This is a genomic window from Kitasatospora sp. NPDC004614 (assembly GCF_042873675.1).
Taxonomy (GTDB): domain Bacteria; phylum Actinomycetota; class Actinomycetes; order Streptomycetales; family Streptomycetaceae; genus Kitasatospora.
The window spans coordinates 149,034-172,765 of the sequence record NZ_JBIALR010000006.1; the positions used below are offsets into that span (position 1 = coordinate 149,034).

Genomic DNA, 23,732 nt, shown 5'->3' on the forward strand with positions numbered 1-23,732 from the left:
CATGGCAACGCTTGAAATCCGCGACCTGCACGTCTCCGTCAACGCCGAGGGCGGCCCGCGCCAGATCCTCAAGGGCGTCGACCTGACGGTCAAGCAGGGCGAGACCCACGCGATCATGGGTCCGAACGGCTCCGGCAAGTCCACCCTGGCCTACTCGCTGGCCGGCCACCCCAAGTACACCGTCACCGGTGGCGAGGTGCTGCTGGACGGCGAGGACGTGCTGGCGATGTCGGTCGACGAGCGCGCCAAGGCCGGCCTCTTCCTGGCCATGCAGTACCCGGTCGAGGTCCCCGGCGTCTCGGTCTCCAACTTCCTGCGCACCGCCGCCACCGCCGTCCGCGGCGAGGCCCCCAAGCTGCGGCTGTGGGTCAAGGAGGTCAAGGAGGCGATGGCCGCCCTGCAGATGGACCCGGCGTTCGCCGAGCGCAACGTCAACGAGGGCTTCTCCGGCGGTGAGAAGAAGCGTCACGAGATCCTCCAGCTCGAGCTGCTCAAGCCGAAGGTCGCGATCCTCGACGAGACCGACTCCGGCCTGGACGTCGACGCGCTGCGGATCGTCTCCGAGGGCATCAACCGGGTCCGCTCCACCGGCGAGGTCGGCACCCTGCTGGTCACCCACTACACCCGCATCCTGCGCTACATCAAGCCCGACTACGTGCACGTCTTCGCGGGCGGCCGGATCGTCGAGTCCGGCGGTGCCGAGCTCGCCGACAAGCTGGAGGAAGAGGGCTACGAGAGCTACGTGAAGGGCGGCGCTTCCGAGTGACCCACTCCCATCTGACCGGACTCCTGGACACCGACGCGATCCGCAAGGACTTCCCCGTCCTGTCGCGGGTGCTGCACGACGGCAAGCCGCTGGTGTACCTGGACAACGCGGCGACCTCGCAGAAGCCGCGCCAGGTGCTGGACGCGCTGAACGCCTACTACGAGCAGCACAACTCCAACGTCCACCGCGGCGTGCACGTGCTCGCCGAGGAGGCGACCGCGCTGTACGAGGGCGCCCGGGACAAGGTCGCGGCGTTCATCAACGCGCCCAGCCGGAACGAGGTGATCTTCACCAAGAACGCCTCGGAGTCGCTCAACCTCGTTGCCAACATGCTGGGTTGGGCCGACGAGCCGTACCGGGTGGACGCCGACTCGGAGATCGTGATCACCGAGATGGAGCACCACTCCAACATCGTTCCGTGGCAGCTGCTCGCGCAGCGCACCGGCGCGAAGCTGAAGTGGTTCGGGCTGACCGACGAGGGCCGGCTCGACCTGTCCAACATCGACGAGCTGATCACCGAGAAGACGAAGATCGTCTCCGTCACCCTGGTGTCCAACCTGCTGGGCACCATCAACCCGGTGGAGACCATCGTCCGCAAGGCCCAGTCGGTCGGCGCGCTGGTCGCCATCGACGCCTCGCAGGCCGCCCCGCACGCCGTCCTCGACGTGCAGGCGCTGGAGGCCGACTTCGTCGCCTTCACCGGCCACAAGATGCTGGCCCCGACCGGCATCGGCGTGCTGTGGGGACGCCAGGAGCTCCTCGAGGACCTCCCGCCGTTCCTCGGTGGCGGCGAGATGATCGAGACCGTCACCATGGGCTCGTCCACCTACGCCCCCGCGCCGCACAAGTTCGAGGCCGGCACCCCGCCGATCGCCCAGGCCGTCGGCCTCGGCGCCGCCATCGACTACCTGTCGGCGATCGGCATGGACCGCGTGGCCGCGCACGAGCACGCGATCACCGAGTACGCCATCGAGCGCCTGCTGGACGTCCCCGACCTGCGGATCATCGGCCCGCGCACGGCCGTGGACCGCGGCGCGGCGATCTCCTTCACGCTCGGCGACATCCACCCGCACGACGTCGGCCAGGTGCTCGACGAGCAGGGCATCGCCGTCCGGGTCGGCCACCACTGCGCGCGGCCGGTCTGCCTGCGGTACGGAATTCCGGCGACCACCAGGGCGTCGTTCTATCTGTACTCCACGCCCGGTGAGGTGGACGCGCTGATCGACGGCCTCCACCACGTCCGCAACTTCTTCGGCTGAGGTGGTCGCATGAAGCTCGACTCGATGTACCAGGAGATCATCCTGGACCACTACCGCAACCCCCACGGCAAGGGGCTGCGGGACGGCGACGCCGAGGTGCACCACGTCAACCCGACGTGCGGCGACGAGATCACCCTGCGGGTGAAGCTCGACGGCGCGGTCGTCGCGGACGTCTCCTACGAGTCGCAGGGCTGCTCGATCAGCCAGGCCTCCGCCTCCGTGCTCAACGACCTGGTGGTCGGCAAGACGGTCGGCGAGGCGCAGCAGGTCCAGGAGGCGTTCCTGGAGCTGATGCAGAGCAAGGGCCAGTCCGAGGGCGACGAGGAGATCCTGGAGGACGCCGTCGCGTTCGCCGGGGTCTCCAAGTACCCGGCCCGGGTCAAGTGCGCCCTGCTCGGCTGGATGGCCTGGAAGGACGCCACCGCCAAGGCGCTGGCCGGCCACCCCGAGATTTCCGACTGACGTTCCGGTAAGGACACTGAATTCATGAGCGAGAACGAGACCCCCGAGGCCGCCACGGCCGAGGTCGCGGTGTCCGACAGCCCCGGTGCGTTCACCACCGCCGGGACCGTCACCACCGAGGACCTCATGGAGGCCCTGATGGACGTCGTCGACCCCGAACTGGGCATCGACGTCGTCAACCTGGGCCTGATCTACGGCCTGCACATCGACGAGGACGACACCGCCACCGTCGACATGACCCTCACCTCCGCGGCCTGCCCCCTCACCGACGTGATCGAGGACCAGGCCCGGACCGCCACCGACGGCCTCGTCAAGGACCTGCGGATCAACTGGGTCTGGATGCCGCCGTGGGGCCCGGACAAGATCACCGACGAGGGCCGCGACCAGCTGCGCGCGCTCGGCTTCAACGTCTGATCGGTCAGTAGTACTTCTGGCAGGGGCGGGACCTTCGGGTTCCGCCCCTGCTGCGTGTGCTCACTTGATCGTTGCCCTCCCGCAGCGCCGCCGCCACCCGGCGGACCGGGCCCGACTGCGGACGGTCGGGCAGCCGGGCCGGCAGCAGCCGATGTCCGCCTCGCGGCGGGGGGGTCAGTCCTTGCGGCGCAGGACGGCGGTGGCCAGGGCCAGGGAGGCGGTGGCGGCGAGGGCGGCGAAGGTGGTGATGGCGGGGATCAGGCCGTAGGCGCGGGTGAGGGCGCCGACGGCGATGATCGGGGCGGAGGAGCCGAGGTAGACGATCACCCAGAGGGTGGAGAGTTCGCTGCCGCGGCGGGCGGGGTCGAGGGCGGCCACTGCGGCGGTGAACAGGGAGCGGAAGGCGATGCCCTGGCTGACGCCGGCGACCACGCTGCCGATGAAGAGGAGTGCGGGGGTGCCGGTGGCGGCGGCCGCGGTGAGCAGGCCGAGGCCGGTGGCCAGGCCGGTCAGGCCGGCGGCGACCACGATGCGGTCGGAGGTGGGCGGGACCAGCAGCTGGGCGGCTGCCGAGGAGCCGAGCAGCAGGGCCGCGACGGCGGCGCCCGCCATCTTGGAGTCGGTGTGCAGCAGGGTGCTGGAGAACGCCGGGGCGAGCGCCAGGTAGACGCCGAAGACCGCGTACGAGACGAAGCCCGCGCCGGAGGCGAGCAGGAACTCGCGGCGCCCGGAGCGGGGCAGTCGCAGGCGCTGCGGGCGCAGGTGGGTGGGGGTGGTGATGCGCGGCGGGGAGGCCGGGGGGCGGACCGAGCCGGGCATCCGCGGGTGCACCAGGGCGAGGGGTACGCAGAGGGCGAGCAGCGCGACGGCGTGGGTCAGGAACAGGCCCGGCAGCGGGTTCGAACCCGAGGCCATGGCCGCGCCGACCAGCGGGCCGAGTGCGACGCCGCCGGCCGAGCAGGCCAGGGTGACTTTGGCGGCGAGGGTGGGCCGGTCGGGCAGCAGGTCGCCGAGGGCGGCGCCCGCCGCGCCCGTGGACAGGCCGACGGCGATGCCCTGGACGGCGCGTCCGGCGGCCAGTTGCCAGAAGGAGCCGGCGGTGGCGAAGACGACGTCGCCGGCGGCGGACAGCGCGACCGCGGGCAGGATCATGGCGCGTCGCCCGAGGTGGTCCGACCAGTGGCCGACCGCGGCCAGTACCGGGACCAGGGCGAACACGTAGACCGTGAACAGGATCGTGGTGTCGAGCGGGGTCAGGCCGAGCCGCTGCTGGAGCGCGGGGTAGAGCGGCGTGACCAGGTTGGCGCCGATCAGCATCAGCAGCAGGCCGGCGGCGACCAGGCCGACCCGGATGCCGCGCAGCGCGTTCCATCGGCTGATCGCGGAGAGCTGGAGCTGCTTGCGAGGGGCGAGTTCCAGCGGAAGCAGGGCCTCCGACAGTCGGCGGCCGGCGTACTGAGCGGTGCTCAGGCCGGGGCCGGCGGGGGAGAGGTCCGCCATGGCAGGGGTCTCCTGTGGCCGGGCGCCGCCGGGCGTGGCCAGGCCGGGGAGTGGTGGCATGGCGGACTGGCCCGGTCGGCGCGGGTGTGCACGTGGTTCTTGGGGTTCGGAGCTCCGTCGCTCCGGGGAGGCACGCGCGGGGGTGGTGCGCGGCGCCCACCGAAGGATACGTGCACCCGGGCACTCGTTCGGCCGCACCGTCCCACTCGTTCGGGGGGACGCCCGGGCGGCTCACGCTTTCGGTGGTGGCGGCCGATACGCTGGGTTGACGGGCCGACACACCGGTCCGCGCCGCCGATGCCCCGGCGTCCGCCCATTTGTCGGACCGCCCACCGGGCGGCGGTTACCTCCGACGAACAGCGGGAGTTCGCGCGCGATGGCCGGACGAAGCCGTAAGACCCCTGAGCAGCAGCCGTCCGACGCCGAGGGCCTGCTGCCCGCCGACTACGACCTCGCGGAGCTGTACGGCTCCAGCAGCGGCGACGAGGACCCCGACGACACGGCGGTGCTGATCCCGCCGATCGTGCTGCCCTCGGACCGGGAACTCGCCGACGCGGCGCTCGCCGTCCCGCTGATCGCCCAGGTGGTCGCGCTGGCCCGCTGGGTCGACCCGCACCGCGACGTCGACGAGCACGGCGACCTCGGCCCCGAGGACCGGATCCGGGCCGCCCGGATGCTCGGCATCGAGAACCCGGACGAGGAGGACGTCGTCGAGGCGATGCGCGCCTGGGCGCTGGCCTGCGACCTCGGCGCGGTGGAGACCGGCACCACCGAGGGCGGCACCCACATCGCCGTCCCCGGCGCCGACCTGCCCGCCGTCGAGGCCGGCGAGCCGGCGGCCGTGCTCGGCCTGTGGTTCGAGGCCGCCGAACTGGTCCGCGAACTCGCCGCCGAGGCCGAGTCGGTGGACCCGGACGTGGTCGAGGGCAGCGAGCGGGACGATCCCGAGGGCCTGGCCGAGGTGGAGGACGCCCGGGACCAGGCCGCCGAGATCCTCGACGAGGCGCTGCACGTGCTGTACGAGTCCACCGCGTTCGCCGAGCCCGGCGCCGACACCACCGTCCCGCTGGGCGTGCTGGCCGCGCTGCTGGTCGTCCCCGAGGGCGAGGAGCCCGACGAGGAGATGCTCGGCGAGATCACCGACCTGATGGTCGTCCTCGACCCGATGCTCGGCGACCTCGCCGAACTCGGCCTGGTCGAGCACACGCCGATCGACCCCGAACTGTTCGAGGAGGAGGACGACGCCGCCGCCGCCGAGCCCGAGCACCCGCTGACCGACGAGGACGCCGCCCGCTTCGGCACCGTCCGGCTCACCCCGCTCGGCCAGTACGCGGTGCGCGAGTGGCTGATCGCCGACGGCCTCGACGCCCCGCTGATCGGTGACCTCGCCGACCTCGACGGCCCCGCCCTGCTGCGCGCCCTCGCCGAGAACGGCAACACGTTCGCCGAGCCCGAGCTCAGGGCCTGGCTGGCCGCCCGGGAGGACGCCACCGACGCCGCCCGCGCGCTGCTGTCCGGCGGGCGGGGCCGCGACGTGCAGTCGCCGGTGCGCCGCTACTACTGCGGGTTCGCGCTCGGCGAGCTCGGCGAGGACGCCGTCCCCGCCGTCCGGGAGGTCGTCGACGACCCCGAGCTGGGCGGCCTGGCCCGCGAGTGGCTGCGCGCCCGCGGCGAGGACGTCGAGGCCGCCGAACGCCCCGACGCGCTGTGGCGGGTGGTCGACTCGGTGGCCGCCGTGCTGCTGCTCACCGCCGGTGAGGGCGGCCGCCTGCAGGCGCTGGTCGCCGACCTGCCGGTCACCGACAACCCGGCCAGCTACTTCGGTGAGGTGTGGCGGGTGCCGCACCCGTTGACGCCCGAGGTGCTGGAGGTCATCGGCGCGCTCCACCTGGACCGCAAGGTCGCCAAGGAGGCGCGGCGGGCCGCGATCAAGGCCCGTTCGCTGAGGGCGCAGCGCTGACGGGCAACCCGGGCGGGTTCCCGCCGCGTCACCCTGGCGGAAGACCACTGCGGAGCTGATGGATCGACAGGTTCCCCGGGCCGTATGGTGGTCGCCGTGCCGGGCCCGCCCGGCAGCGGAACGGTGTGGCGAGTGCCGGGGGTGCGGCGAGAAATGAAGAGGCAGCACGCGAGCGGGCCGTGGGAGATCGAGGAGGTCTACGCGGACCAGGAGGCGTACAGCCGGCGGCTGATGGCCGGGGCCGGGTTCCCGGTGTTCGGCTGGGAGCACCGCGCGGGCGGCCTGCCCGGGCGGGACGTCCTCGCCGAGTACCAGGTCGACAACGGCGAACTCGGCTGGGTGGAGGTCCGCTCCGGTGACTGGAACCGTGCGGACGGTCCGTACGTGACCGTCCGCACCTACCGGCCCGGCGCGGAACTCACCGAACCGCTGCCCGACCTGGAGGACGTGGTCGAGGACGAGCGCGACCGGGTGTACGAGCAGCTCGGCATCGACGAGGGCGACACCCCCGGCGGCGTGCGGGCGCTGCGCGAGTGGATCACCGTGGACGGCGACCCGCGCGCCCTGCAGATCCACGAGGACCGCCGCCCCGGCGCCGGCACCGTCTGGGCCGGCCGGCTGTGGATGGACGGCACCACCGTCACCGTCACCGGACGCGGGGTGCCGCCCGGCGCGATCGAACTGCGCGGAATCGCCGACTTCGAGCAGTACATCATCGGCCGCACCGCGCTGCTGCGGACCCTGGCCGCCCGCCGGACCACCGCGTCCGAGCCCGCGGCCGAACCGACACCCGCCGAGCTCGGCCTGACCGCCCACCGCGAACTCGTCGAGCACGGCATTGCCCGGGCCACCGCGATGGTCACCCAGCTCCGGGCCGGCCGCAGCGCGAGGCTCCCCCGGTACCTGCGCGGTGCGGACCGCAAGGCCCGCTGGGAGACCGTGGTGCGCCAGCAGATGTGGCTCGCCTCGGAGACCGAGGAGGAGGCGGACAGCGCCGTCACCTCGATGGTCAACCACCTCGGCCGGCTCGCCCACCACGTGGACTGGCTGACCGGCACCGCGGAGGGCGCCGCGGCTGCCGAGGAGGTGGTGCGGTACACCGTGTTCGCCAGTGAGGTGCCGAGCCTGCCCGCGCAGCGCGCCTGGGAACGCCTGTGGGTCGGGGGCACGCCCGAGCTGCCGTCCGGCACGGAGGACGCCTGGCTGACCGCCTGGGAGCAGTGGCGCGTCGAGCGTACCCAGCACCGGAACCAGTGGTAAAGACCCGGTCATGGGGCCGTCTCCGGTTGGCAAAACGGTCGGTGGATCGGCGCTTTGACGTAGCGTCCGGTTCACGCCCGGTTCACGCGCGGGCCGGACTCTGACGGTCACCGATCCGTCTCCTTCCGCTGAGGAGTGACCGTCATGTCGCTGTCCCGCCGGGACTTGTTGAACCGTTCGACCGTGCTCGGCGCAGGCGTCCTGATCGCCGGAAGCGCGGAGGTCCTCGCCACCGCGCCCGGGGCGATCGCCGCTCCCTCCGGCGGCGAGGCCGCCCTCGCCGGGGCCGGGCACGCCGCGGTCGGCTACGGCGCGCTGGTGTCCGACCCCGAGGGCATCCTGGCACTGCCCAGGGGCTTCTCCTACGAGATCATCACCCGGACCGGCGTCACCACCCTGCTGACCGGCGAGAGCACCCCCAGCAACCACGACGGCACCGCCGCGTTCGAGGGCCGCCACGGCGCGACCCTGCTGGTCAACAACCACGAACTGGCCGGCCCGCGGGCGAACTGGCCGCACCCCGTGCCGCTGCTGGACGGCTACGTGTACGACCCGGCGGCGGCCGGTGGGTGCACGGTCGTGGAGGTGTCCGGGCGTGGTCATTTCCAGGAGGACGGCGACGATCACGGTTGCGGGCACGGGTACGGCAGGCGGCGGGTGCGGGAGTGGGTCGGCATCGCCGGCACCGCCACCAACTGCGCCGGCGGGGCCACCCCCTGGGGCACCTGGCTGACCTGCGAGGAGACCGAGGACAAGGCCGGCACCAACGGCTTCACCAAGGACCACGGCTACGTCTTCGAGGTCGACCCGCACGACCAGGACGCCAACCGCGACCCGCAGCCGATCAAGGCCCTCGGCCGGTTCGCGCACGAGGCCGTCGTCATCGACGAGAAGCGCGGCCACGCCTACCTCACCGAGGACGCCTCCAAGCCGAACGGCCTGTTCTACCGCTGGACGCCGCCGGCCGGCTTCCGGCACGGCAAGGGCAAGCTGCGCACGCTGGCCGCCGACGCGGGCGTGCTGGAGGCGCTGAAGGCGTTCGACGCCCAGGGCAAGCTGGTCGACGACCTCTCCCGCGCCACCAAGCCCGGCACCACGTACGGCGCGGACTGGGTCAAGGTCGCGGACCGGGACGCCCGCACCACCTCGATCCGCAAGCAGTTCGCAGCCGGCGAGATCACCCGGGCCCGCAAGCTCGAAGGCATGTGGTGGGGGGACGGCGGCATCTACTTCGTGTCGTCGTTCGCGCGCGAGGAGTCGCCGCTGCAGCACGACGGGCAGGTCTGGTTCTACCACCCGGCCCGGCGGACGCTGACGCTGAAGGTCATCCTCGGGGTCAACGCGGACGTGTGGACGGACAAGGGGAACTTCGACGGCCCCGACAACATCACGGTGTCGCCGCACGGCGGGCTGATCATCGCCGAGGACGGCAACGGGCTGCAGCACCTGTTCGGGGCGACTTCGGACGGGCGGACGTATGCGCTGGCGCGGAACGAGCTCAACCTGGGGACGGCGGAGAAGCCGGAGTTCAGCGAGTTCACCGGGGTGACGTTCTCGCGGGACGGGCGGACGTTGTTCGCGAATATTCAGGAGCCGGGGATCATGCTCGCGATCAGTGGGCCGTGGCACCGGATGTGACACGTTTTTAGGTGGTCCGCCCGGGGAGAGACGTTGCGCTCCCTTGGGCGGACCTTGCCGTTTGTGGGTGGTTGCTCGCGCTCCGCTGGGGGGACCCCAGCGCCCCTGGCGGGGCGCGGGCCGTTAGTCGGAGAGGCGCAGTTGGAGCATGGCCAGGAGGCGTTGTTGGGGTTGGGTCAGGTCGAGGCCGGTCAACTGCTCTGCTCTGCGGACTCGGTAGCGCAGGGTGTTGGGGTGGATGTGGAGGGCGTCTGCGGCTGCGCGGACTTCACCGAGGGCTTCGAGGTAGGCGAGGACGGATTCGGCGAGGCGGGTGTGGTGGCGGGTGTCGTAGGTGGTGAGGGCGGTGAGGCGGGGGTCGCGGAGTTCGGGGCGGTCCTGGAGGAGGGCGAGGACTTCGGAGACCAGGACTTCGGCCTGGACGTCGTGCAGGGCGGCGACGTCGGGGACGACGCCGCCGCGGCCCATGGCGTCGAGGATGCGGTCGGCCTGGGCGCGGGAGGAGGGGACGTCGGCGAGGCCGGGGACGGTGGGGCCGATGGCGGCGCGCAGGGGGATGGCGAGGTGGGTGCGGGCGGCGTCGACGGTTTCCTGGGCCCAGTCGCGGAGGGTGGACTGCGGGAGGGCGGGCGGGAGTTCGGGCAGCAGGACGTAGATGCGGGAGTCGACGGGGGCGAGCAGGGCGCCGCGGTGGCGGGCGGCGGTGTGGACGGAGATCAGGCCGGTGACTTCGTCGCGGGAGAGTTCGACGTCGCGTTCGGCGGTGGCGGCCGGGGCGTAGGCGAGGACGGTGGCGGGGCGGCGCAGGTCGAGGCCGAGGTGGGTGGCGAGCGACTGGGGGCCGGTGGAGCCTTCCAGCAGGCCGGTGAGCAGGGTCTGGGTGAGCCGGGCGTCGGCCGACAACTCGCGGCGGCGGCGCACCAGTTGACCGGCGGCGACGCGGGCGGCGCCGACCAGGGCGCGGTCGGCGGTGGGGGCGAGCGGGCGGGTGCTCTCCTGGACCCAGATGGTGCCGAGCGGCTGGGCGCCGGAGCGGATCGCGATGGCGAGGCGGCGGCGGATGCCGAGTTCGGGGTGGGCGGCGATCTCGATCGCGCCGTCGGAGCCGCGCAGGTGGGAGAAGACGCCCCATTCGCGGAGCTTGGCGAGGTAGGGCTCGGGCCCCTGGCGGCCGAGGATGGACAGCCGGCGCAGGTCGTCGACCTCGTCGGAGTCGGAGGTGCGGGAGTAGGCGAGGACCCGGCTGGAGGTGTCCTCGATGGAGACGATGCCGCCGGTGAGGACGGCGACGGTCTGGGCGAGGGTGAAGAGGTCGCCGGTGTCGGCCTCGCCCGGTTCTCCGCTGTCGGGTCCGGCGAGCAGGGCGCGGGCGAGCGAGTCGAGGTGTTCCCAGCGGGTTTCGCGGCGTACTGAGAGAAGGGCGACGCCGGCTTCGGTGGCGGCCTCGCGCAGCGCGTCGGCCTGGCCGGGCCCGTCGAGTTTGACGGCGACGGCGGCGGCCCGGGCGCGGCCGGCGGCGCGCAGGGCGGGGAGGGCGGCGCGGCCGCGGGCGCCGATGGCCAGGACGAGCTCGCCCGGGGCGGCGGTCGGCGGGTCCTCCGGGTCGAGGATGGCGACGTCGCGGACCGGGACGTCCAGGCCGGCCGGCGCGGCCTGGAGTTCGACCAGGGGTTCGCCGAGCGACATCAGCAACTGGCGCAGCGGCAGGCCGTTCATGGGCGGGGTCCTCGTCGAGTCACTGTCGGGGTCTGGCGGGGCTGGCGGGGTCTGGCGGGGTCCGTCGAGTCCGTCGGGTCTTCGTCGGGGCGGACAACATCCCGGCCCCGAGTTTAGTGAGCCGGACAGGATTCGGCGGCCGTGACCGGGACGTGACGGTGTTCGTCCGGGCGGACAACGGCGAGCGGGGGACTTTGGCGGCGCGGCCAACAGTTGGCGGCCAGGACGGGGAATAGCGTTCGTGACATGGCCGACGTGTGAACCCCGTCGGCGTCCCATGACGAGAAGGAGAGCGTGCGCCATGGATGCTGTGACCCAGGTCCCCGCGCCGGTCAACGAGCCGGTCCACAGCTACGCCCCCGGGAGCCCCGAGCGGGCCCGCCTGGAGGCGAAGCTGAAGGAGCTGGGCGGCCAGGGGCCGATCCAGCTCACCATGACGATCAACGGCGAGCAGCGCCTCGGCGGCGGCTCCGAGTTCCACGTGGTGCAGCCGCACAACCACGCGGCGAAGCTCGGCACGCTGCGCAACGCCACCCAGGACGACGCGCGTGAGGCCATCGACACCGCGCTGGCCGCCGCCCCGGCCTGGCAGGCGCTCTCCTTCGACTCGCGCGCCGCGATCTTCCTGCGCGCCGCCGACCTGCTGGCCGGCCCGTGGCGCGAGACGCTGGCCGCCGCCACCATGCTCGGCCAGTCGAAGACCGCCCAGCAGGCGGAGATCGACACCCCCTGCGAGCTGGTCGACTTCCTGCGCTTCAACGTGCACTTCGCCCGGCAGATCCTGGCCGAGCAGCCGATCTCCTCGGACGGCGTGTGGAACCGCATGGACCACCGCCCGCTGGAGGGCTTCGTCTACGCGATCACCCCGTTCAACTTCACCGCGATCGCCCTCAACCTGCCGACCGCGCCCGCGCTGATGGGCAACGTGGTGATCTGGAAGCCGTCCCCGACGCAGCAGTTCGCCGCGCACTACCTGATGCGTCTGCTGGAGGCCGCCGGCCTGCCCAAGGGCGTCATCAACATGGTCACCGGTGACGGCCTGGACGTCTCCGAGGTCGCGCTGAAGCACCCCGCGCTGGCCGGCATCCACTTCACCGGCTCCACCCCCACCTTCCAGCACCTGTGGCGCACGGTCGGCGAGAACATCTCCAACTACCGCACCTACCCGCGGATCGTCGGCGAGACCGGCGGCAAGGACTTCCTGGTCGCCCACCCGTCCGCCGACAAGGCGATCCTGAAGACCGCGATGACCCGCGGCGCCTTCGAGTTCCAGGGCCAGAAGTGCTCGGCGCTGTCCCGCGCGTACGTCCCGGCCTCGATCTGGGCCGAGCTGAAGGACGACTTCCGCGACGAGGTCGAGTGGCTCACCATGGGTGACGTCACCGACCTGGCGAACTTCATGGGCGCCGTCATCGACGAGCGTGCGTTCGCCAAGAACAAGGCCGCGATCGACCGCGCCCAGGCCGACCCGAAGGTCGAGGTCCTGGCGGGCGGCACGTACGACGACTCGGTCGGCTACTTCGTCCGCCCGACCGTGCTGGTCTGCGAGGACCCGACCGCCGAGTACTTCAAGGACGAGTACTTCGGCCCGATCCTCTCCGTGCACGTCTACGAGGACGACAAGTACGACGAGATGCTCGCGCAGATGGAGTCGGTGTCGTCCTACGGCCTGACCGGCTCGATCATCGCCCAGGACCGCGAGGCCGTGCAGCACGCCATGCACGTGCTGCGCAACGCCGCCGGCAACTTCTACATCAACGACAAGCCGACCGGCGCCGTCGTCGGCCAGCAGCCCTTCGGCGGCGGCCGGGCCTCCGGCACCAACGACAAGGCCGGTGCCAAGCAGAACCTGATGCGCTGGACGTCCACCCGGTCCATCAAGGAGACGTTCGTCCCGCCGACGGACTACCGCTACCCGCACATGGGCTGACCCAGCCCCGCTGTGCTCTTCGGCGGGGCGGCCGCCACCCCGGCCGCCCCGCCACCTCTCGCCACCAGCTGAACCTTGATCCGGGAGTACCGATGCTCCGTTCCGCCCTCCTCGCCGCCTCGCGCTCCCCGCAGGTGCGCACCATGGTCGAGAAGTTCCCGCCCACCCACGCGATAGTCGAGCGCTTCGTCGCCGGTGACCGCCTCGACCAGGGCGTGGACGCGACCGAGACGCTGGTCAACAGCGGCCGCAAGGTCACCCTCGACCACCTCGGCGAGGACACCAAGGACGCCGCCCAGGCGGCCGGCACCGCCCTGGCGTACGAGCACCTGCTGACCGCCCTCAAGGAGACCGGCCTCGCCGCGAACGCCGAGGTCTCCGTCAAGCTCTCCGCGGTCGGCCAGTTCCTGCCCGTGGACGGCGAGAAGATCGCGCTGGAGAACGCCCGCCGGATCTGCCAGGCCGCCGCCGACGCCGGCACCACGGTGACCCTCGACATGGAGGACCACACCACCACCGACTCCACCCTCGGCATCGCCCGCGAACTGCGCGCCGACTTCCCGTGGCTCGGCGTCGTCCTGCAGGCCTACCTGCGGCGCACCGAGGCCGACTGCCGAGACCTCTCCCACGAGGGCTCCCGGGTGCGCATCTGCAAGGGTGCCTACAAGGAGCCCGAGTCGGTCGCCTTCCAGGGCAAGCACGAGGTCGACCTCGCGTACGTCCGCGCGCTGAAGGTCCTGATGGCCGGTCAGGGCTACCCGATGGTGGCCTCGCACGACCCCAACATGATCAAGATCGCGGGCCAGCTGGCCGAGTGGAACCGCCGCGACGTCACCTCCTTCGAGTACCAGATGCTGTTCGGCATCCGCCCCGAGGAGCAGCTCCGCCTCGCCGAGGCCGGCAACACCATGCGCGTGTACCTGCCGTACGGCCAGGAATGGTATGGGTACTTCATGCGCCGCCTCGCGGAGCGCCCCGCGAACCTGACGTTCTTCCTGCGGGCGATGGCCACCCGCGGCTGACGCCGGCTCAACTCCCGCACGGGGCCCGTGGCATGACGCCACGGGCCCCGTCGGCGTGCGGAGGGCCGTCAGCCGGCCGCACCGCGCAGGCCGATCAGACAGTGCAGGGAGGTGGAGCGGCCCCCGGTGAAGGAGGGGTCGGTGAGGGTGTCGGCGAGTTCCGTGAGGATGCCGACGGCGGTCCGGAACTCCCCGGGGGCCCGGTCGTGCAGGAGGGTGAGGTCGGTCACGACGATCAGGGCGGTGTCGCCGGGGGCCCCGTGCAGGCCGCTCCACAGCGAGTCAGCGAGGGCGTCCCAGCCGCGCCGGCCGAGCAGCGGCGGGTCCATGGGGAGCGCGCCGCGCACGGCGTCGAAGAAGTCGGCGCGGGAGGTGGCCGCGACGGTGTCGACCCAGTAACGCAGGACGGCGTCCCGGGCTGCTGCGGCCCGGCCGATCGCGGACGGATCGACCAGGGTGACCCCGGGGGTGCGGAGCGGCGCCGGCACGGGGGGCGCTCAGAGCATCGCCGCCGCGGGCTGGACCATGGAGCGGGCGGTTTTGGCGTCGACGTATTCGCCGAGGGCGGTCATGACCCATTCGCCGGAGAACTGGCGGACGAGTTTGCACATGGCGACACCGGTGCGGGGTTCGGCGTGGGTGAGGTCGAAGCGGACGAGTTCTTCGCCGGTGGCGGCGTCGGTGAGGCGGCAGTAGGCGTTCTTGACGTCGGTGAACTTCTGGCCGGAGAAGGAGTTGACGACGAAGACCAGGCCGCAGACCTCGGCGGGCAGGCCTTCGAGGTGGACGGTGATGGCTTCGTCGTCGCCGCCGCCCTTGCCGGTGAGGTTGTCGCCGGAGTGGGCGATGGCGCCGTTGAAGACGGAGAGCTTCATGAACCAGGCGGTGTCGACCTTTTCGCGCCGGGCGTCGAAGGCGATCACCGAGGCGTCCAGGTCGATGCCGCGGCCGTGGGTGGCGGGTTCCCAGCCGAGGCCCATCCGGACCGAGGCGAGGAACGGCTTGCCGGCCTTCTCCAGGGAGACCGAGCCGCCCTTGACCAGGTTGACCTTGCCCTTGTCGAGGGTGATCTTGCCGACGGCGGGGGAGCCGGACGGCATGGGGGGTGCGGCCGCGGCCGGTGCGTCCTCGACGGTGACGCCGAAGTCGGTGGCGATGCCGGCCAGGCCGTTGGCGTAGCCCTGGCCGACGGCGCGGATCTTCCATTCGGCGCCGCGCCGGTACACCTCGACCACCACCAGGGCGGTCTCGCCGCCGAGCCGGGGCGGGGTGAAGGTGAACAGTTCGCGGCCGCTGTCGGCGTCCCGGACGGTCGCGGTGGGCTCGGTGCCGGCGAAGGTGGCCTGCCGGTCGTCGAGGGAGGCGGTGACCACGATCCGGGTGACGTCGGCGGGCACGCCCGCGGTGTCGACGGTGATCGCGTCGGGGTTGCTGCCGGCGGCCGGACGGTGCGTCACACCGGGGCCGGTGGGGGCGTTGAAGAAGACGAAGTCGGCGTCCGAACGGACCTTGCCGGACTGGGTCAGCAGCAGCGCGGACACGTCCAGCTGCTTGCGCGCGGTGACCTCCACCACGACCCGGCTCGCGCCGAGCGACGCATTGCCGCCCCGCACCAGAACTGTCGTCACGTGCTCCTCCTCGACTCGCCGCCGCGACACACCCTAGCCAACTCCCCGGACCGCCCCTGGTACGCCGCCAGCGAATCCGGGTCGAACCCGCTTGCCGGTCCCGGGCGGGCTCGGCGAGCATGCAGTCATGCCAGCACTGCAACGAGCCGAAGCAACTGTCCGTGCCCGCCTGTTGGCGGTCCACGGCTACACCGTCGACCTCGACCTGACCCGCGGACCGGACCGGTTCGGCAGCACCACCGTGATCCGGTTCGGATGCGCCGAGCCCGGCAGCGACAGCTTTGTCGACCTGGAGCCGGCCACCCTGCACCGGGCCGTCCTGAACGGGCAGCCGCTGGACGTGGCCGCCCTGGACGGCAACCGGCTCGCGCTGCCCGGACTGCGCGCCGAGAACGAGCTGCTGATCGAGGCCGAGATGCGCTACTCGCGCACCGGCGAGGGCCTGCACCGCTACACCGACCCCGCCGACGACGCGGTCTACCTGTACGCCACCTGCGGCCCCGACCTGGCGGCCAAGGTGTTCGCCTGCTTCGACCAGCCCGACCTGAAGGCCCCCATCACCCTCACCGCCACCGCCCCCGAGGACTGGACCCTGGTCTCCAACGGGGCGCCGGTCAAGTCCGAGGGCGGGCACTGGGAGTTCGTCGCCACCAAGCCGATCTCCACCTACCTGTTCACCGTGGTGGCCGGCCCGCTGCACTCGGTGTACGGCGAGCACGACGGCATCCCGCTCGGCCTGCACGCCCGCCGCTCGCTGGCCGCCGAACTCGACCGCGAGGCCCCCGAGTTGTTCGAGGTGACGGCCGCCTCGTTCGACCGGCTGCACGAATTCTTCGACGAGCGCTACCCGTTCGGCGAGTACCACCAGGCGTTCGTCCCCGAGTTCAACTGGGGCGCGATGGAGAACCCCGGCTGCGTGGTGTTCCGCGACGAGATGCTGTTCCGCTCGCCGGCCACCGACGTCGAGCGCGAGCGCCGCGCCATGGTGGTCTGCCACGAGATGGCCCACATGTGGTTCGGCGACCTGGTCACCATGCGCTGGTGGGACGACCTGTGGCTGAACGAGTCGTTCGCCGAGATGCTCGGCTACCGGATCGCCGCCGAATCCACCCGCTTCACCGGCACCTGGACCGGCTTCTCGGTGCAGCGCAAGGGCTGGGGCTACGACGCCGACCAGCGCGCCTCCACCCACCCGGTGGCCGGCAACGGCACCCGCTCGGTCGCCGAGGCGATGGTCAACTTCGACGGCATCTCCTACGCCAAGGGCGCCTCCGTGCTGCGCCAGCTGGTCGCCTGGCTCGGCGACGAGGCGTTCTTCACCGGCCTGAACGCCTACTTCGCCGACCACCTGTACGGCAACGCCGAACTGCCCGACTTCCTGGCCGCGCTGGCCACCGCCAGCGGCCGCGACGTGCACGCCTGGGCCGAGAGCTGGCTGCGCACCAGCGGCGTCGACACGCTGCGCGCCGAGACCGAGCGCGCCGCCGACGGCACCCTGACCGCGCTCACCGTGGTCAACGAGGGCGAGCGGCCGCACCTGATCGAGGTCGGTGGCTACCGGATCGAGGACGGCCGGGTCGTCCCCGTCGGCCGCGCCGCCGTCGAGCTCGCCCCCGGCCGCCGGGTCGCCGTGCCCGCCCTGGTGGAGGCCGGTGCGCAGCTGGTCGTCCCCAACGACGGCGACCTCAGCTGGGCCAAGATCCGCCTGGACGCGCACTCCTGGCAGCTCGTCACCGAATCGCTGTCCGCCGTCGAGGACGACGTCACCCGCGCCGTGCTCTGGGCACACGCCCGCGACCTGGTCCGGGACGCCGAGCTCGACCCGGTCGCCTACCTCGGCCTGCTGGAGCGGCACCTGCCCGCCGAGACCTCCGACGCGATCGTCGAGGCGGTGCTCACCTTCGCCCACCTCCACGTCGTCGGCCGGCACCTGACCGGCGAACGCCGCACCGACGGCCTGGCCACGCTCAGCCGCACCGCCCGCGCGCTGGTCACCGGCGGCGCCGGCGACGGAATCCGGCTGGCCGCGCTGCGGGTCGCCGTGGAGGCCTCCGGCGGCGAGCAGCAACTCGCCGAACTGCGCGGCTGGCTGGCCGGCGACGGGGTCCCCGCCGGGCTGGAGATCGGCCCCGAGCTGCGCTGGGCGGGCCTGGCCCGACTGGCCTCGCTCGGCGAACTCTCCGAGGACGAGATCGCTGCGGAGCTCGCCCGCGAGCCCGGCACCGAGGCCGAGTTCGGCGCCGCGCAGTGCCGGGCGGCCCGGCCGGAGAGTGCGGCCAAGGCCGCGGCGTGGCAGGTCCTGTTCACGCCCGAGTCGATGTCCAACCGTCTGCTGGAAGCCACCGCGCGTGGTTTCTGGGCCTCCGGTGACCCGGAGGAGAAGGCCGCGTACGCGCTGCGGTACTTCGAGCGGATCGGGGAGGCCTCGGACCGCGGCGACATTGTCGCGCACTTGCTCGGGGGGACGCTGTTCCCAGTGGACCAGGCGACGCCCGAGGTGGTGGCTGCGGCCGAAGCTGCGCTCGCGGAGCCGGAGTTGACGCCCGGGCTGCGGCGGAACCTGGCCGACTGCGCGGACGATCTGCGGCGGGCGCGGGCGATTCGGGTGGCGTTCGAGTAGGGGTGCGAAACCAGGGGCCCGGGGACGGCGGTTGTCCGTGGCTGCGGGTGGTCGGGGACAGCGGTTGTCCGTGGCTGCGGAGGGTCAGAGACGGGGGCCAGAAACGGCGGAACGCTCCGCGCCCTGTTGATCCTCCGCAGGCACGGCCCCGCCGTTCCCCGGGCCCCTGACGGGGCTCGGCTTCCCCCCTGCCGAAGGCTCAGAAGCTGCCGCGGGCTGCGACTGCGCGGGTGGTGGGGAGGGCGAAGGCGGAGGCGGTCCAGGTTTCCGGGGTGGTGGGGGTGGGGGCGGCGAGGGCGCCGGTGACGGTGAAGGTGTAGGTGCCGGGGGGCAGTTGGAGGTGGGACGGGGTGGTGAAGCGGTAGATCAGGGTGTCGCGTTCGAGGGCGATGGTGGCGACCGCGCCGGGCAGGTCGGTGGCGGGGACGGTGCCGGGGAGGGCGGCGGGGCGGGCGAGGCGGAACTCGACCTGGAGGGCCGTCATCGTTTCGTCGAGCTGGATCTGTACGACGTGCCGGGTGCCGGCGCGGCCCAGTGCGTCCACCCGGGCGGTGCCGCTCAGCGGCTGCGAGGGGGCGGGCGCGGCCGTCGGTGAAGGCTCGGCGGGGTTCAAGGGCGAGAGGGTGTCGCTCGGGGACGGCGTCGGGGACGGCGTGGTGGGGCCGGCGGGGATCGACGGCGAGGGCCGGGTCGACGGGGCGGCGGGGATGCTCGGCGAAGCGGAGGGTGCGGCCGGGCCGGTGGCGGCTGCGGGGCGGGCTCCGGTGCGGGTCGGGCCCGGGACGGGGGAGACGGTCGCGGAGCCGCGCGGGGGCGGCGGGGTGTCGGTGGGCTCGTCGACGGGGGTGGCGTTGGTCGTGGGCGAGGCGTCGGGGCTGGGGACGGGCGGGCCGCCGACGGTGACTCCGGGGCGGCGGCCGATCTGCTGCTGTTCGTTCAGCAGCCAGGTGGTGGCCAGGCTGATGCCGACCACCGTGGACATCGCCATCGCCGCGCCGGAGAAGCGGATGGTGGGCAGCCGGAGCCGTCCGCCGAAGGGCCGGGGGCGGCCGTGCCGGCCGGTTCGCCCGGCGGCGACGGGCCGGGAGTGCTCGCGGAGCGCCACCGGGCTCCCCTTCCTGGGTCTGGTCCGCGTCCGGCGTTCGGTCCGAACGCCACGCCGCATCCCGCGCCGCCGGGGGTGCCCGGACGAACGGCGGAGGAAGGACGAGAGTACCAGCGGCCTGACGGTCCGCCAGATTCCGGACCGAACCCGGGTGCGAATCGGGCCGCCGCCCGCCGGCCGGAAGCGGACACCCGTGCAACCCCCTGCAACCGTTGCGGGCGCCGGTGTGCGGGAGCAGGCTTGGCGGACACCCAGCCGCCCCGGAGAGACAGTCATGCCGCGCGATCCGCTGCCCGCCCCGTCCGACCAGCCGCTCGCCGCCACCCCCACGGGCGGCGAGCCGGCCGGTGCCGCCGTGCCCCGGGTGCTGGAGGAGACGCTGGTGCTGCGGATCGCGCTGGACGAGGAGCAGGTCGGCGAGGTGCGGACGCGGTTCCGCTACGACGCCGCCGCGCCGTACGAGGTGCGCCTGACGTTCCACGCGGGGCGTCCCGACGAGGCGGACTGGGTGTTCTCCCGCGATCTGCTGCGGGACGGCCTGGATTCGTTGTCCGGCCAGGGCGACGTCAAGTTGTGGCCCACTCACTGCCCGTGCCACGGGCTCACCCTGCACCTGGCGTTGGAGTCCCCGCACGGCAGTGCGCTGTTGGAGGTGCCCCGGCCGCAGGTGAAGGACTGGCTGGAGCGCAGCTACCGGATCGTCCCGGACGGCCAGGAGGCCGAACTGCTGCCCGACGACGAGGAGTTGGCGAAGCTGCTGGCCGAGGGCTGAGCCGCTCCGGGCAGTCGCAGTACGCCGTGTGCCAGGTCGGCCCGCAGTGCCCGTACGGCCGGGGCGGCCGAGCCGGGCAGCAGGTCGTACGGGTCGTCGGGGCCGAGCACCGTCACCTGGGCGCAGTTCGCCAGCCGGTACGGGCGGGCCTCCAGCAGCGGGCCCAAGTGCCGTCGCAGGCGGGAGAGTTCGGCGCGGACGGTGACGGTGCGGGCGGCGTCGGCGAACAGTTCCTCGGCGAGTTCGGCGGCGCTCAGGCCGTCCCGGTGCAGGGCCAGCAGCAGGAGCAGTTCGGTGTGCCGCGGGCTCGGGGTGTGCGACCAGCTGCCGGCGCTGCCGTTCACCCGCAGCTCGGGACGGTCGGTGCGGCGCAGGTCGAGTTCGATCAGGCCGGCGCCGGGGTGCTCGGCGTCCTCGGCGGGCCGCGGCGCGGACGGGCGGATCAGCCAGCCGTCGGCCAGCGGCTCCACCACGCACTCGCCGAGGGTCGGTACCCAGCGCACCCCGCCGCCCTCCCAGTTCTCGGCGGGCAGCGCCAGCCGGGGCGAGGCGGGGACGCCGACCGCGGCGGCCGTCCAGCCGGCCGGGTCGACCACCAGCGCGGGGCCGCCGAAGCGGGCCAGCAGCGGTACCGCGACGGTGCGCAGGTGGTGCAGGGCCTCCAGGTGGGCGGCGCGCAGTTCGGTCTCGGCGAGGCGGGCGGCGGTCAGCGCGAGCTGCCGCAGGTAGTGGTGGTCGCCGGCGGCGGGGCCGCTCAGGTCGACCACGCCGGCCGGGCGGCCGGTGCGCGGGTCGCGGATCGGCACGCCGTAGCAGCTCCAGTTCTGGTGGCTGCGCAGGTAGTGCTCGGCGGAGTGCACCTGGGCGGGTCGGCCGGTGCGGGCGGCCAGACCGATGGCGTTGGTGCCGACCTCCTCCTCGGCCCACAGCGCGCCCTGCTCGAAGCCGATCGAGTCCACCGCGCGGCGCAGCCGCTGCTCGCCGTCCATCCACAGGACCCGGGCCTTGGGGTCGGAGACCGCGAGCACCAGCGGGGTGGAGCCGCCGGGCGCGAACAGGGTGGAGCGCAGCACCGGCAGGACGGCGGCCAGGCCGGTGGCGCGGCGCAGTTCCTCCAGTTCGGCGGGCGGCAGCCGGTGGGTCTCGCGGGGGCGTTCCGGGTCCAGGCCGAGGCGGCGCAGGCGGGCCCAGGAGTCCTCGATCTCCGGTCGGACGGGGTGGTCGTCGTCGGGGGCGGGCCGCTCGCCCGCCATGATCCGTTCGTATGCGCGGGCGGGGAGGTGCACGCGGGTCGGGGGCCGGACGCCTCTGCTGCCGTGCTGCATGCGTACCCCCCGTGTCGACGTCGGCTGTCAGCGTAGGCCGGTTCGGCGTGGACACGCCGAACCGGGGAAATGATCTCGTGCACGCGGCGGCCGCCGGTGCACACTGGCCGGTTCCGCCCGGTCAGCGGTGCTGTGCGGGGCGCTCGCCCTGGGCGGTTTCGACGGCCCGGTGGAGGTCGTGGCCGGCCTCCGCGATGGTGACGGCGGTGCCGGCCAGGCAGCCGGCCAGTGCGAGCGCGGCCAGGGCGCGGGAGGCGCGGCGGTGGCGCGGGGGGCCGGGGGTGAGCAGGGCGCGGACCCGGCGGGGCACCGGGCCGCCGGCGGCGGCGGGCGCGAGCCGGGGGCGCGGGGCGGCCGGGGCGCGGGCGGCGGCGAGTGCGGCGCGGCCGATCGCCCGGGCGATGAGCGCCCGGTCGCCGACCTCGGCGGCGGCGCACTCGTCGGCCCAGCGCTCCAGGTGGTAGCCGAGCGAGCCGCGCAGCGGCCGCAGCGCGGGGTGGCAGGCGGCGGCGTACTCGGCGGCGGCCAGCAGCAGGTGGTGGCGGCCGGCCAGGTGGGCGCGCTCGTGGGCGAGCAGCGCGGCCCGTTCGGGGGCGCTGAGCGCGGCCAGCATGCCGGTGGTGGCGACGATCCGGGGCGGGCGGCCGGGCAGCGCGTAGGCGTCGGCGCGGTCGTCGTCGAGGACGGTGAGCGCGGCCGGGCCGGTGCGGCGCAGCCGGTCGCGCAGGCCGGTGGGCGCCCCGCCGGTGGCGCGGCGGGCGCGGCGCAGGTCGGCCAGCTGGTGGTGGGCGGTGCGGGCGGCGAGTGCGCCGATCACCAGCAGGGCGAGTGCGGCGGCGGCCGCGGCGGGCGCCCACTGCGTGCCGGAGAGTGCGTCGGGCAGGCCGTGGGCGGGGGAGAAGTGGGCGAGCGCGCCGACGTACGGCAGGTGCAGCAGGCCGGTGACGGTGAGCAGGCCGAGCGAGCCCAGCGCGGCGGTGCCGAGGACGACGGCGGTGCTGGCCAGGGTGAGTGCGGCGGCGCGCGGGGCGAGCTGCTCGGTGAGCCGGCGGGCCAGCGGGGCGGCGAGCAGCGGCAGCAGCAGCGGGATCCAGACGGCCCAGGTCACGGTTGCTCCCCGAGCAGTTCGCGGAGCAGCCGTTCGTCCTCGCCGGACAGGTCGGAGACGAACCGGGCGAGCACGGTGGAGCGGTCGCGGCCGCGTTCGAGTTCGGTGCGCATCCGGCGGGCGGCGAGGCCGTCGGCGTCCTGGACGGTCGGGGTGTAGGCGAAGGCCCGGCCCGCCTTGGTGCGGGCGACGGTGCCCTTCTCGTGCAGCCTGGCCAGGATGGTGGCGATGGTGGTGCGGGCCAGGTCGGCGTCGAGCGCGTCCTGCACCTGCTGCGGCGTGAGCGGGGTGCCGGCGGCCCAGAGGACAGCGAGCACCTGGGCTTCGAGCTCTCCCGCCGGCCGACGGGCGGTCGTGTCCGTCATGTCGCGCGAACCTCCGGCGTTCGTCTACAGTCCTGTCGATCGACGTCTACACCACTGTAGACGCCAAGGGGGTGCCCGGAACCGGACCCCCCCAAGGTAACGGGAGGTCCGCCAGCCTTGCCCCAGTCACTGCTCCTCGGAACCGCGAGCACGCCGCACGCCGCGTCCGTTCTGGTACATGTTGTCCCTGTGACTCCGAACGTTCATCCCTCCGCCCGCCTGCTCGCCTACGACGGCAGTGGCATCGACGGCAGCCTCTACACCCGGGTCACCGGGTGGGCCGAGTCCGCCCCGCACTGGTTCGACCAGCTGGCCAAGGAATGGTCCGCGTACGGCCTCGCGGTGTTCGCGCTGCTGATGGTGTGGGGCTGGTGGCGGGCCCGGGCCGCCGACTCGGTGGTGATGGCCCGGGTGCTGGCCTCGCCGCTGATCGTGGTCGGCGCGTACCTGGTCAACTCGGTCTTCAAGGGGATCGTCGAGGAGAACCGGCCCTGCCAGCAGATTCCCGGCAGCTTCACCCTCGAGGCCTGCCCGGCGCCCGGCGACTGGTCGTTCCCCAGCAACCACACGGTGATCGCGTTCGCCGCCGCCGCCGCGCTCTGGTACGCCGACCGCCGGCTCGGCTGGATCGGCCTGGTCGCCGCCGTGCTGATGGGCGCCTCCCGGGTCTGGGTCGGCGCGCACTACCCGCACGACGTGGCGGTGGCCGCGGTGGTCGGCATCGTGGTGGCGCTCCCGCTGGCGGCGCTCGCCGGACGGGCTGCACCGCTGGTCGACCGCCTGCGAACCGGCCCGCTGGGCCCCGTTCTCGGAGCCGGAGCCGCCTGACCTCTCGCAGGTTGTTCGGAGTCGGAGCCGCCTGACCTCTCGCAGGTTGTATGG

Annotated in this window: 20 protein-coding genes; 12 read left to right on the forward strand and 8 right to left on the reverse strand. The window is 73.3% G+C overall.

Annotated elements, in window-relative coordinates; genetic code table 11:
• Position 1: 1 nt before the first annotated feature.
• From sufC to ACFYST_RS16105, 4 genes are all read left to right on the forward strand, one after another.
• A complete protein-coding gene (gene sufC, locus ACFYST_RS16090) occupies positions 2-766 on the forward strand; it encodes a Fe-S cluster assembly ATPase SufC (protein WP_387646389.1) in 765 nt (254 codons plus the stop codon).
• Positions 763-2,025 (forward strand): cysteine desulfurase, encoded by a 1,263-nt coding sequence (locus tag ACFYST_RS16095; protein WP_387646387.1) that lies wholly within the window; start codon positions 763-765, stop codon positions 2,023-2,025. Before sufC ends, ACFYST_RS16095 begins: the two co-directional genes overlap by 4 nt.
• Positions 2,026-2,034: 9 nt before the next feature.
• Complete coding sequence (gene sufU, locus ACFYST_RS16100) at positions 2,035-2,487, forward strand: Fe-S cluster assembly sulfur transfer protein SufU (RefSeq protein WP_073814843.1); 453 nt, start codon at positions 2,035-2,037, stop codon at positions 2,485-2,487.
• Positions 2,488-2,613: 126 nt separating this feature from the next.
• The gene (locus ACFYST_RS16105; protein WP_051055973.1) at positions 2,614-2,901 is read left to right on the forward strand and encodes a metal-sulfur cluster assembly factor; all 288 of its coding nucleotides are present in this window, start codon (positions 2,614-2,616) and stop codon (positions 2,899-2,901) included.
• Positions 2,902-3,075: 174 nt separating this feature from the next.
• Here the strand turns inward: ACFYST_RS16105 and ACFYST_RS16110 are convergent, their stop codons facing one another.
• Positions 3,076-4,401, reverse strand: a complete 1,326-nt coding sequence (locus ACFYST_RS16110; RefSeq protein ID WP_387862779.1) for an MFS transporter — start codon at positions 4,399-4,401, stop codon at positions 3,076-3,078.
• A 376-nt stretch (positions 4,402-4,777) separates the two neighbouring features.
• Here ACFYST_RS16110 and ACFYST_RS16115 point away from each other — a divergent pair, with 376 nt between their 5' ends.
• The 3 genes from ACFYST_RS16115 to ACFYST_RS16125 all read left to right on the forward strand — a co-directional run bounded on the left by ACFYST_RS16115 (position 4,778) and on the right by ACFYST_RS16125 (position 9,259).
• Positions 4,778-6,361 (forward strand): hypothetical protein, encoded by a 1,584-nt coding sequence (locus ACFYST_RS16115; protein WP_387862781.1) that lies wholly within the window; start codon positions 4,778-4,780, stop codon positions 6,359-6,361.
• Between the two features lie 153 nt (positions 6,362-6,514).
• Positions 6,515-7,621, forward strand: coding sequence for a hypothetical protein (locus ACFYST_RS16120; protein WP_387862784.1), 1,107 nt, complete (start codon positions 6,515-6,517; stop codon positions 7,619-7,621).
• Positions 7,622-7,765: 144 nt separating this feature from the next.
• Positions 7,766-9,259 carry an alkaline phosphatase PhoX gene (locus ACFYST_RS16125; protein WP_387862786.1) on the forward strand — a complete coding sequence of 498 codons (1,494 nt, stop codon included), beginning with the start codon at positions 7,766-7,768 and terminating at the stop codon, positions 9,257-9,259.
• 123 nt (positions 9,260-9,382) lie between these two features.
• On the opposite strand, the gene ACFYST_RS16130 is transcribed toward ACFYST_RS16125, so the two are convergent.
• A complete protein-coding gene (locus ACFYST_RS16130) occupies positions 9,383-10,975 on the reverse strand; it encodes a PucR family transcriptional regulator (RefSeq protein WP_387646372.1) in 1,593 nt (530 codons plus the stop codon).
• A 301-nt stretch (positions 10,976-11,276) separates the two neighbouring features.
• Between ACFYST_RS16130 and pruA the strand changes: the two genes are divergently transcribed.
• Both pruA and ACFYST_RS16140 read left to right on the forward strand, forming a co-directional pair.
• Positions 11,277-12,905, forward strand: a complete 1,629-nt coding sequence (pruA, locus tag ACFYST_RS16135; RefSeq protein ID WP_387862789.1) for an L-glutamate gamma-semialdehyde dehydrogenase — start codon at positions 11,277-11,279, stop codon at positions 12,903-12,905.
• Between the two features lie 92 nt (positions 12,906-12,997).
• Positions 12,998-13,927 (forward strand): proline dehydrogenase family protein, encoded by a 930-nt coding sequence (locus tag ACFYST_RS16140; protein ID WP_387646368.1) that lies wholly within the window; start codon positions 12,998-13,000, stop codon positions 13,925-13,927.
• A 68-nt stretch (positions 13,928-13,995) separates the two neighbouring features.
• Here the strand turns inward: ACFYST_RS16140 and ACFYST_RS16145 are convergent, their stop codons facing one another.
• On the reverse strand, positions 13,996-14,415 hold the full coding sequence (locus ACFYST_RS16145; protein WP_387862791.1) for a barstar family protein: 420 nt from the start codon (positions 14,413-14,415) through the stop codon (positions 13,996-13,998).
• A gap of 9 nt (positions 14,416-14,424) precedes the next feature.
• A complete protein-coding gene (locus ACFYST_RS16150) occupies positions 14,425-15,543 on the reverse strand; it encodes a TerD family protein (protein ID WP_387646667.1) in 1,119 nt (372 codons plus the stop codon).
• Between the two features lie 139 nt (positions 15,544-15,682).
• Between ACFYST_RS16150 and pepN the strand changes: the two genes are divergently transcribed.
• Positions 15,683-18,175: an aminopeptidase N gene (gene pepN, locus ACFYST_RS16155; protein ID WP_387862794.1), complete on the forward strand. Its 2,493-nt coding sequence runs from the start codon at positions 15,683-15,685 to the stop codon at positions 18,173-18,175.
• Positions 18,176-18,374: 199 nt separating this feature from the next.
• On the opposite strand, the gene ACFYST_RS16160 is transcribed toward pepN, so the two are convergent.
• Positions 18,375-19,280, reverse strand: a complete 906-nt coding sequence (locus ACFYST_RS16160; protein ID WP_387862797.1) for a hypothetical protein — start codon at positions 19,278-19,280, stop codon at positions 18,375-18,377.
• A 274-nt stretch (positions 19,281-19,554) separates the two neighbouring features.
• Here ACFYST_RS16160 and ACFYST_RS16165 point away from each other — a divergent pair, with 274 nt between their 5' ends.
• A complete protein-coding gene (locus ACFYST_RS16165) occupies positions 19,555-20,052 on the forward strand; it encodes an SsgA family sporulation/cell division regulator (protein ID WP_387862799.1) in 498 nt (165 codons plus the stop codon).
• Here the strand turns inward: ACFYST_RS16165 and ACFYST_RS16170 are convergent.
• The 3 genes from ACFYST_RS16170 to ACFYST_RS16180 form a co-directional block, all read right to left on the reverse strand.
• A complete protein-coding gene (locus ACFYST_RS16170) occupies positions 19,971-21,305 on the reverse strand; it encodes a GAF domain-containing protein (protein WP_387862802.1) in 1,335 nt (444 codons plus the stop codon). The two genes, ACFYST_RS16165 and ACFYST_RS16170, sit on opposite strands and share 82 nt — an antisense overlap.
• Before the next feature lie 193 nt (positions 21,306-21,498).
• A complete protein-coding gene (locus ACFYST_RS16175) occupies positions 21,499-22,485 on the reverse strand; it encodes a M56 family metallopeptidase (RefSeq protein ID WP_387862804.1) in 987 nt (328 codons plus the stop codon).
• Positions 22,482-22,850: a BlaI/MecI/CopY family transcriptional regulator gene (locus ACFYST_RS16180; RefSeq protein ID WP_387646350.1), complete on the reverse strand. Its 369-nt coding sequence runs from the start codon at positions 22,848-22,850 to the stop codon at positions 22,482-22,484. Before ACFYST_RS16180 ends, ACFYST_RS16175 begins: the two co-directional genes overlap by 4 nt.
• Before the next feature lie 189 nt (positions 22,851-23,039).
• Here ACFYST_RS16180 and ACFYST_RS16185 point away from each other — a divergent pair, with 189 nt between their 5' ends.
• On the forward strand, positions 23,040-23,678 hold the full coding sequence (locus ACFYST_RS16185) for a phosphatase PAP2 family protein (protein ID WP_387862807.1): 639 nt from the start codon (positions 23,040-23,042) through the stop codon (positions 23,676-23,678).
• Positions 23,679-23,732 lie beyond the last annotated feature (54 nt).

What these genes read in the sequence shown, in the direction of transcription:
- sufC (WP_387646389.1), top strand. Translation starts at nt 2, where the DNA reads ATGGCAACGCTTGAAATCCGCGACCTGCACGTCTCCGTCAACGCCGAG.
- sufU (WP_073814843.1), top strand. Translation starts at nt 2,035, where the DNA reads ATGAAGCTCGACTCGATGTACCAGGAGATCATCCTGGACCACTACCGC.
- ACFYST_RS16105 (WP_051055973.1), top strand. Translation starts at nt 2,614, where the DNA reads ATGGAGGCCCTGATGGACGTCGTCGACCCCGAACTGGGCATCGACGTC.
- ACFYST_RS16110 (WP_387862779.1), bottom strand. Translation starts at nt 4,401, where the DNA reads ATGGCGGACCTCTCCCCCGCCGGCCCCGGCCTGAGCACCGCTCAGTAC.
- ACFYST_RS16115 (WP_387862781.1), top strand. Translation starts at nt 4,778, where the DNA reads ATGGCCGGACGAAGCCGTAAGACCCCTGAGCAGCAGCCGTCCGACGCC.
- ACFYST_RS16120 (WP_387862784.1), top strand. Translation starts at nt 6,515, where the DNA reads ATGAAGAGGCAGCACGCGAGCGGGCCGTGGGAGATCGAGGAGGTCTAC.
- ACFYST_RS16125 (WP_387862786.1), top strand. Translation starts at nt 7,766, where the DNA reads ATGTCGCTGTCCCGCCGGGACTTGTTGAACCGTTCGACCGTGCTCGGC.
- ACFYST_RS16130 (WP_387646372.1), bottom strand. Translation starts at nt 10,975, where the DNA reads ATGAACGGCCTGCCGCTGCGCCAGTTGCTGATGTCGCTCGGCGAACCC.
- pruA (WP_387862789.1), top strand. Translation starts at nt 11,277, where the DNA reads ATGGATGCTGTGACCCAGGTCCCCGCGCCGGTCAACGAGCCGGTCCAC.
- ACFYST_RS16140 (WP_387646368.1), top strand. Translation starts at nt 12,998, where the DNA reads ATGCTCCGTTCCGCCCTCCTCGCCGCCTCGCGCTCCCCGCAGGTGCGC.
- pepN (WP_387862794.1), top strand. Translation starts at nt 15,683, where the DNA reads ATGCCAGCACTGCAACGAGCCGAAGCAACTGTCCGTGCCCGCCTGTTG.
- ACFYST_RS16165 (WP_387862799.1), top strand. Translation starts at nt 19,555, where the DNA reads ATGCCGCGCGATCCGCTGCCCGCCCCGTCCGACCAGCCGCTCGCCGCC.
- ACFYST_RS16170 (WP_387862802.1), bottom strand. Translation starts at nt 21,305, where the DNA reads ATGGCGGGCGAGCGGCCCGCCCCCGACGACGACCACCCCGTCCGACCG.
- ACFYST_RS16180 (WP_387646350.1), bottom strand. Translation starts at nt 22,850, where the DNA reads ATGACGGACACGACCGCCCGTCGGCCGGCGGGAGAGCTCGAAGCCCAG.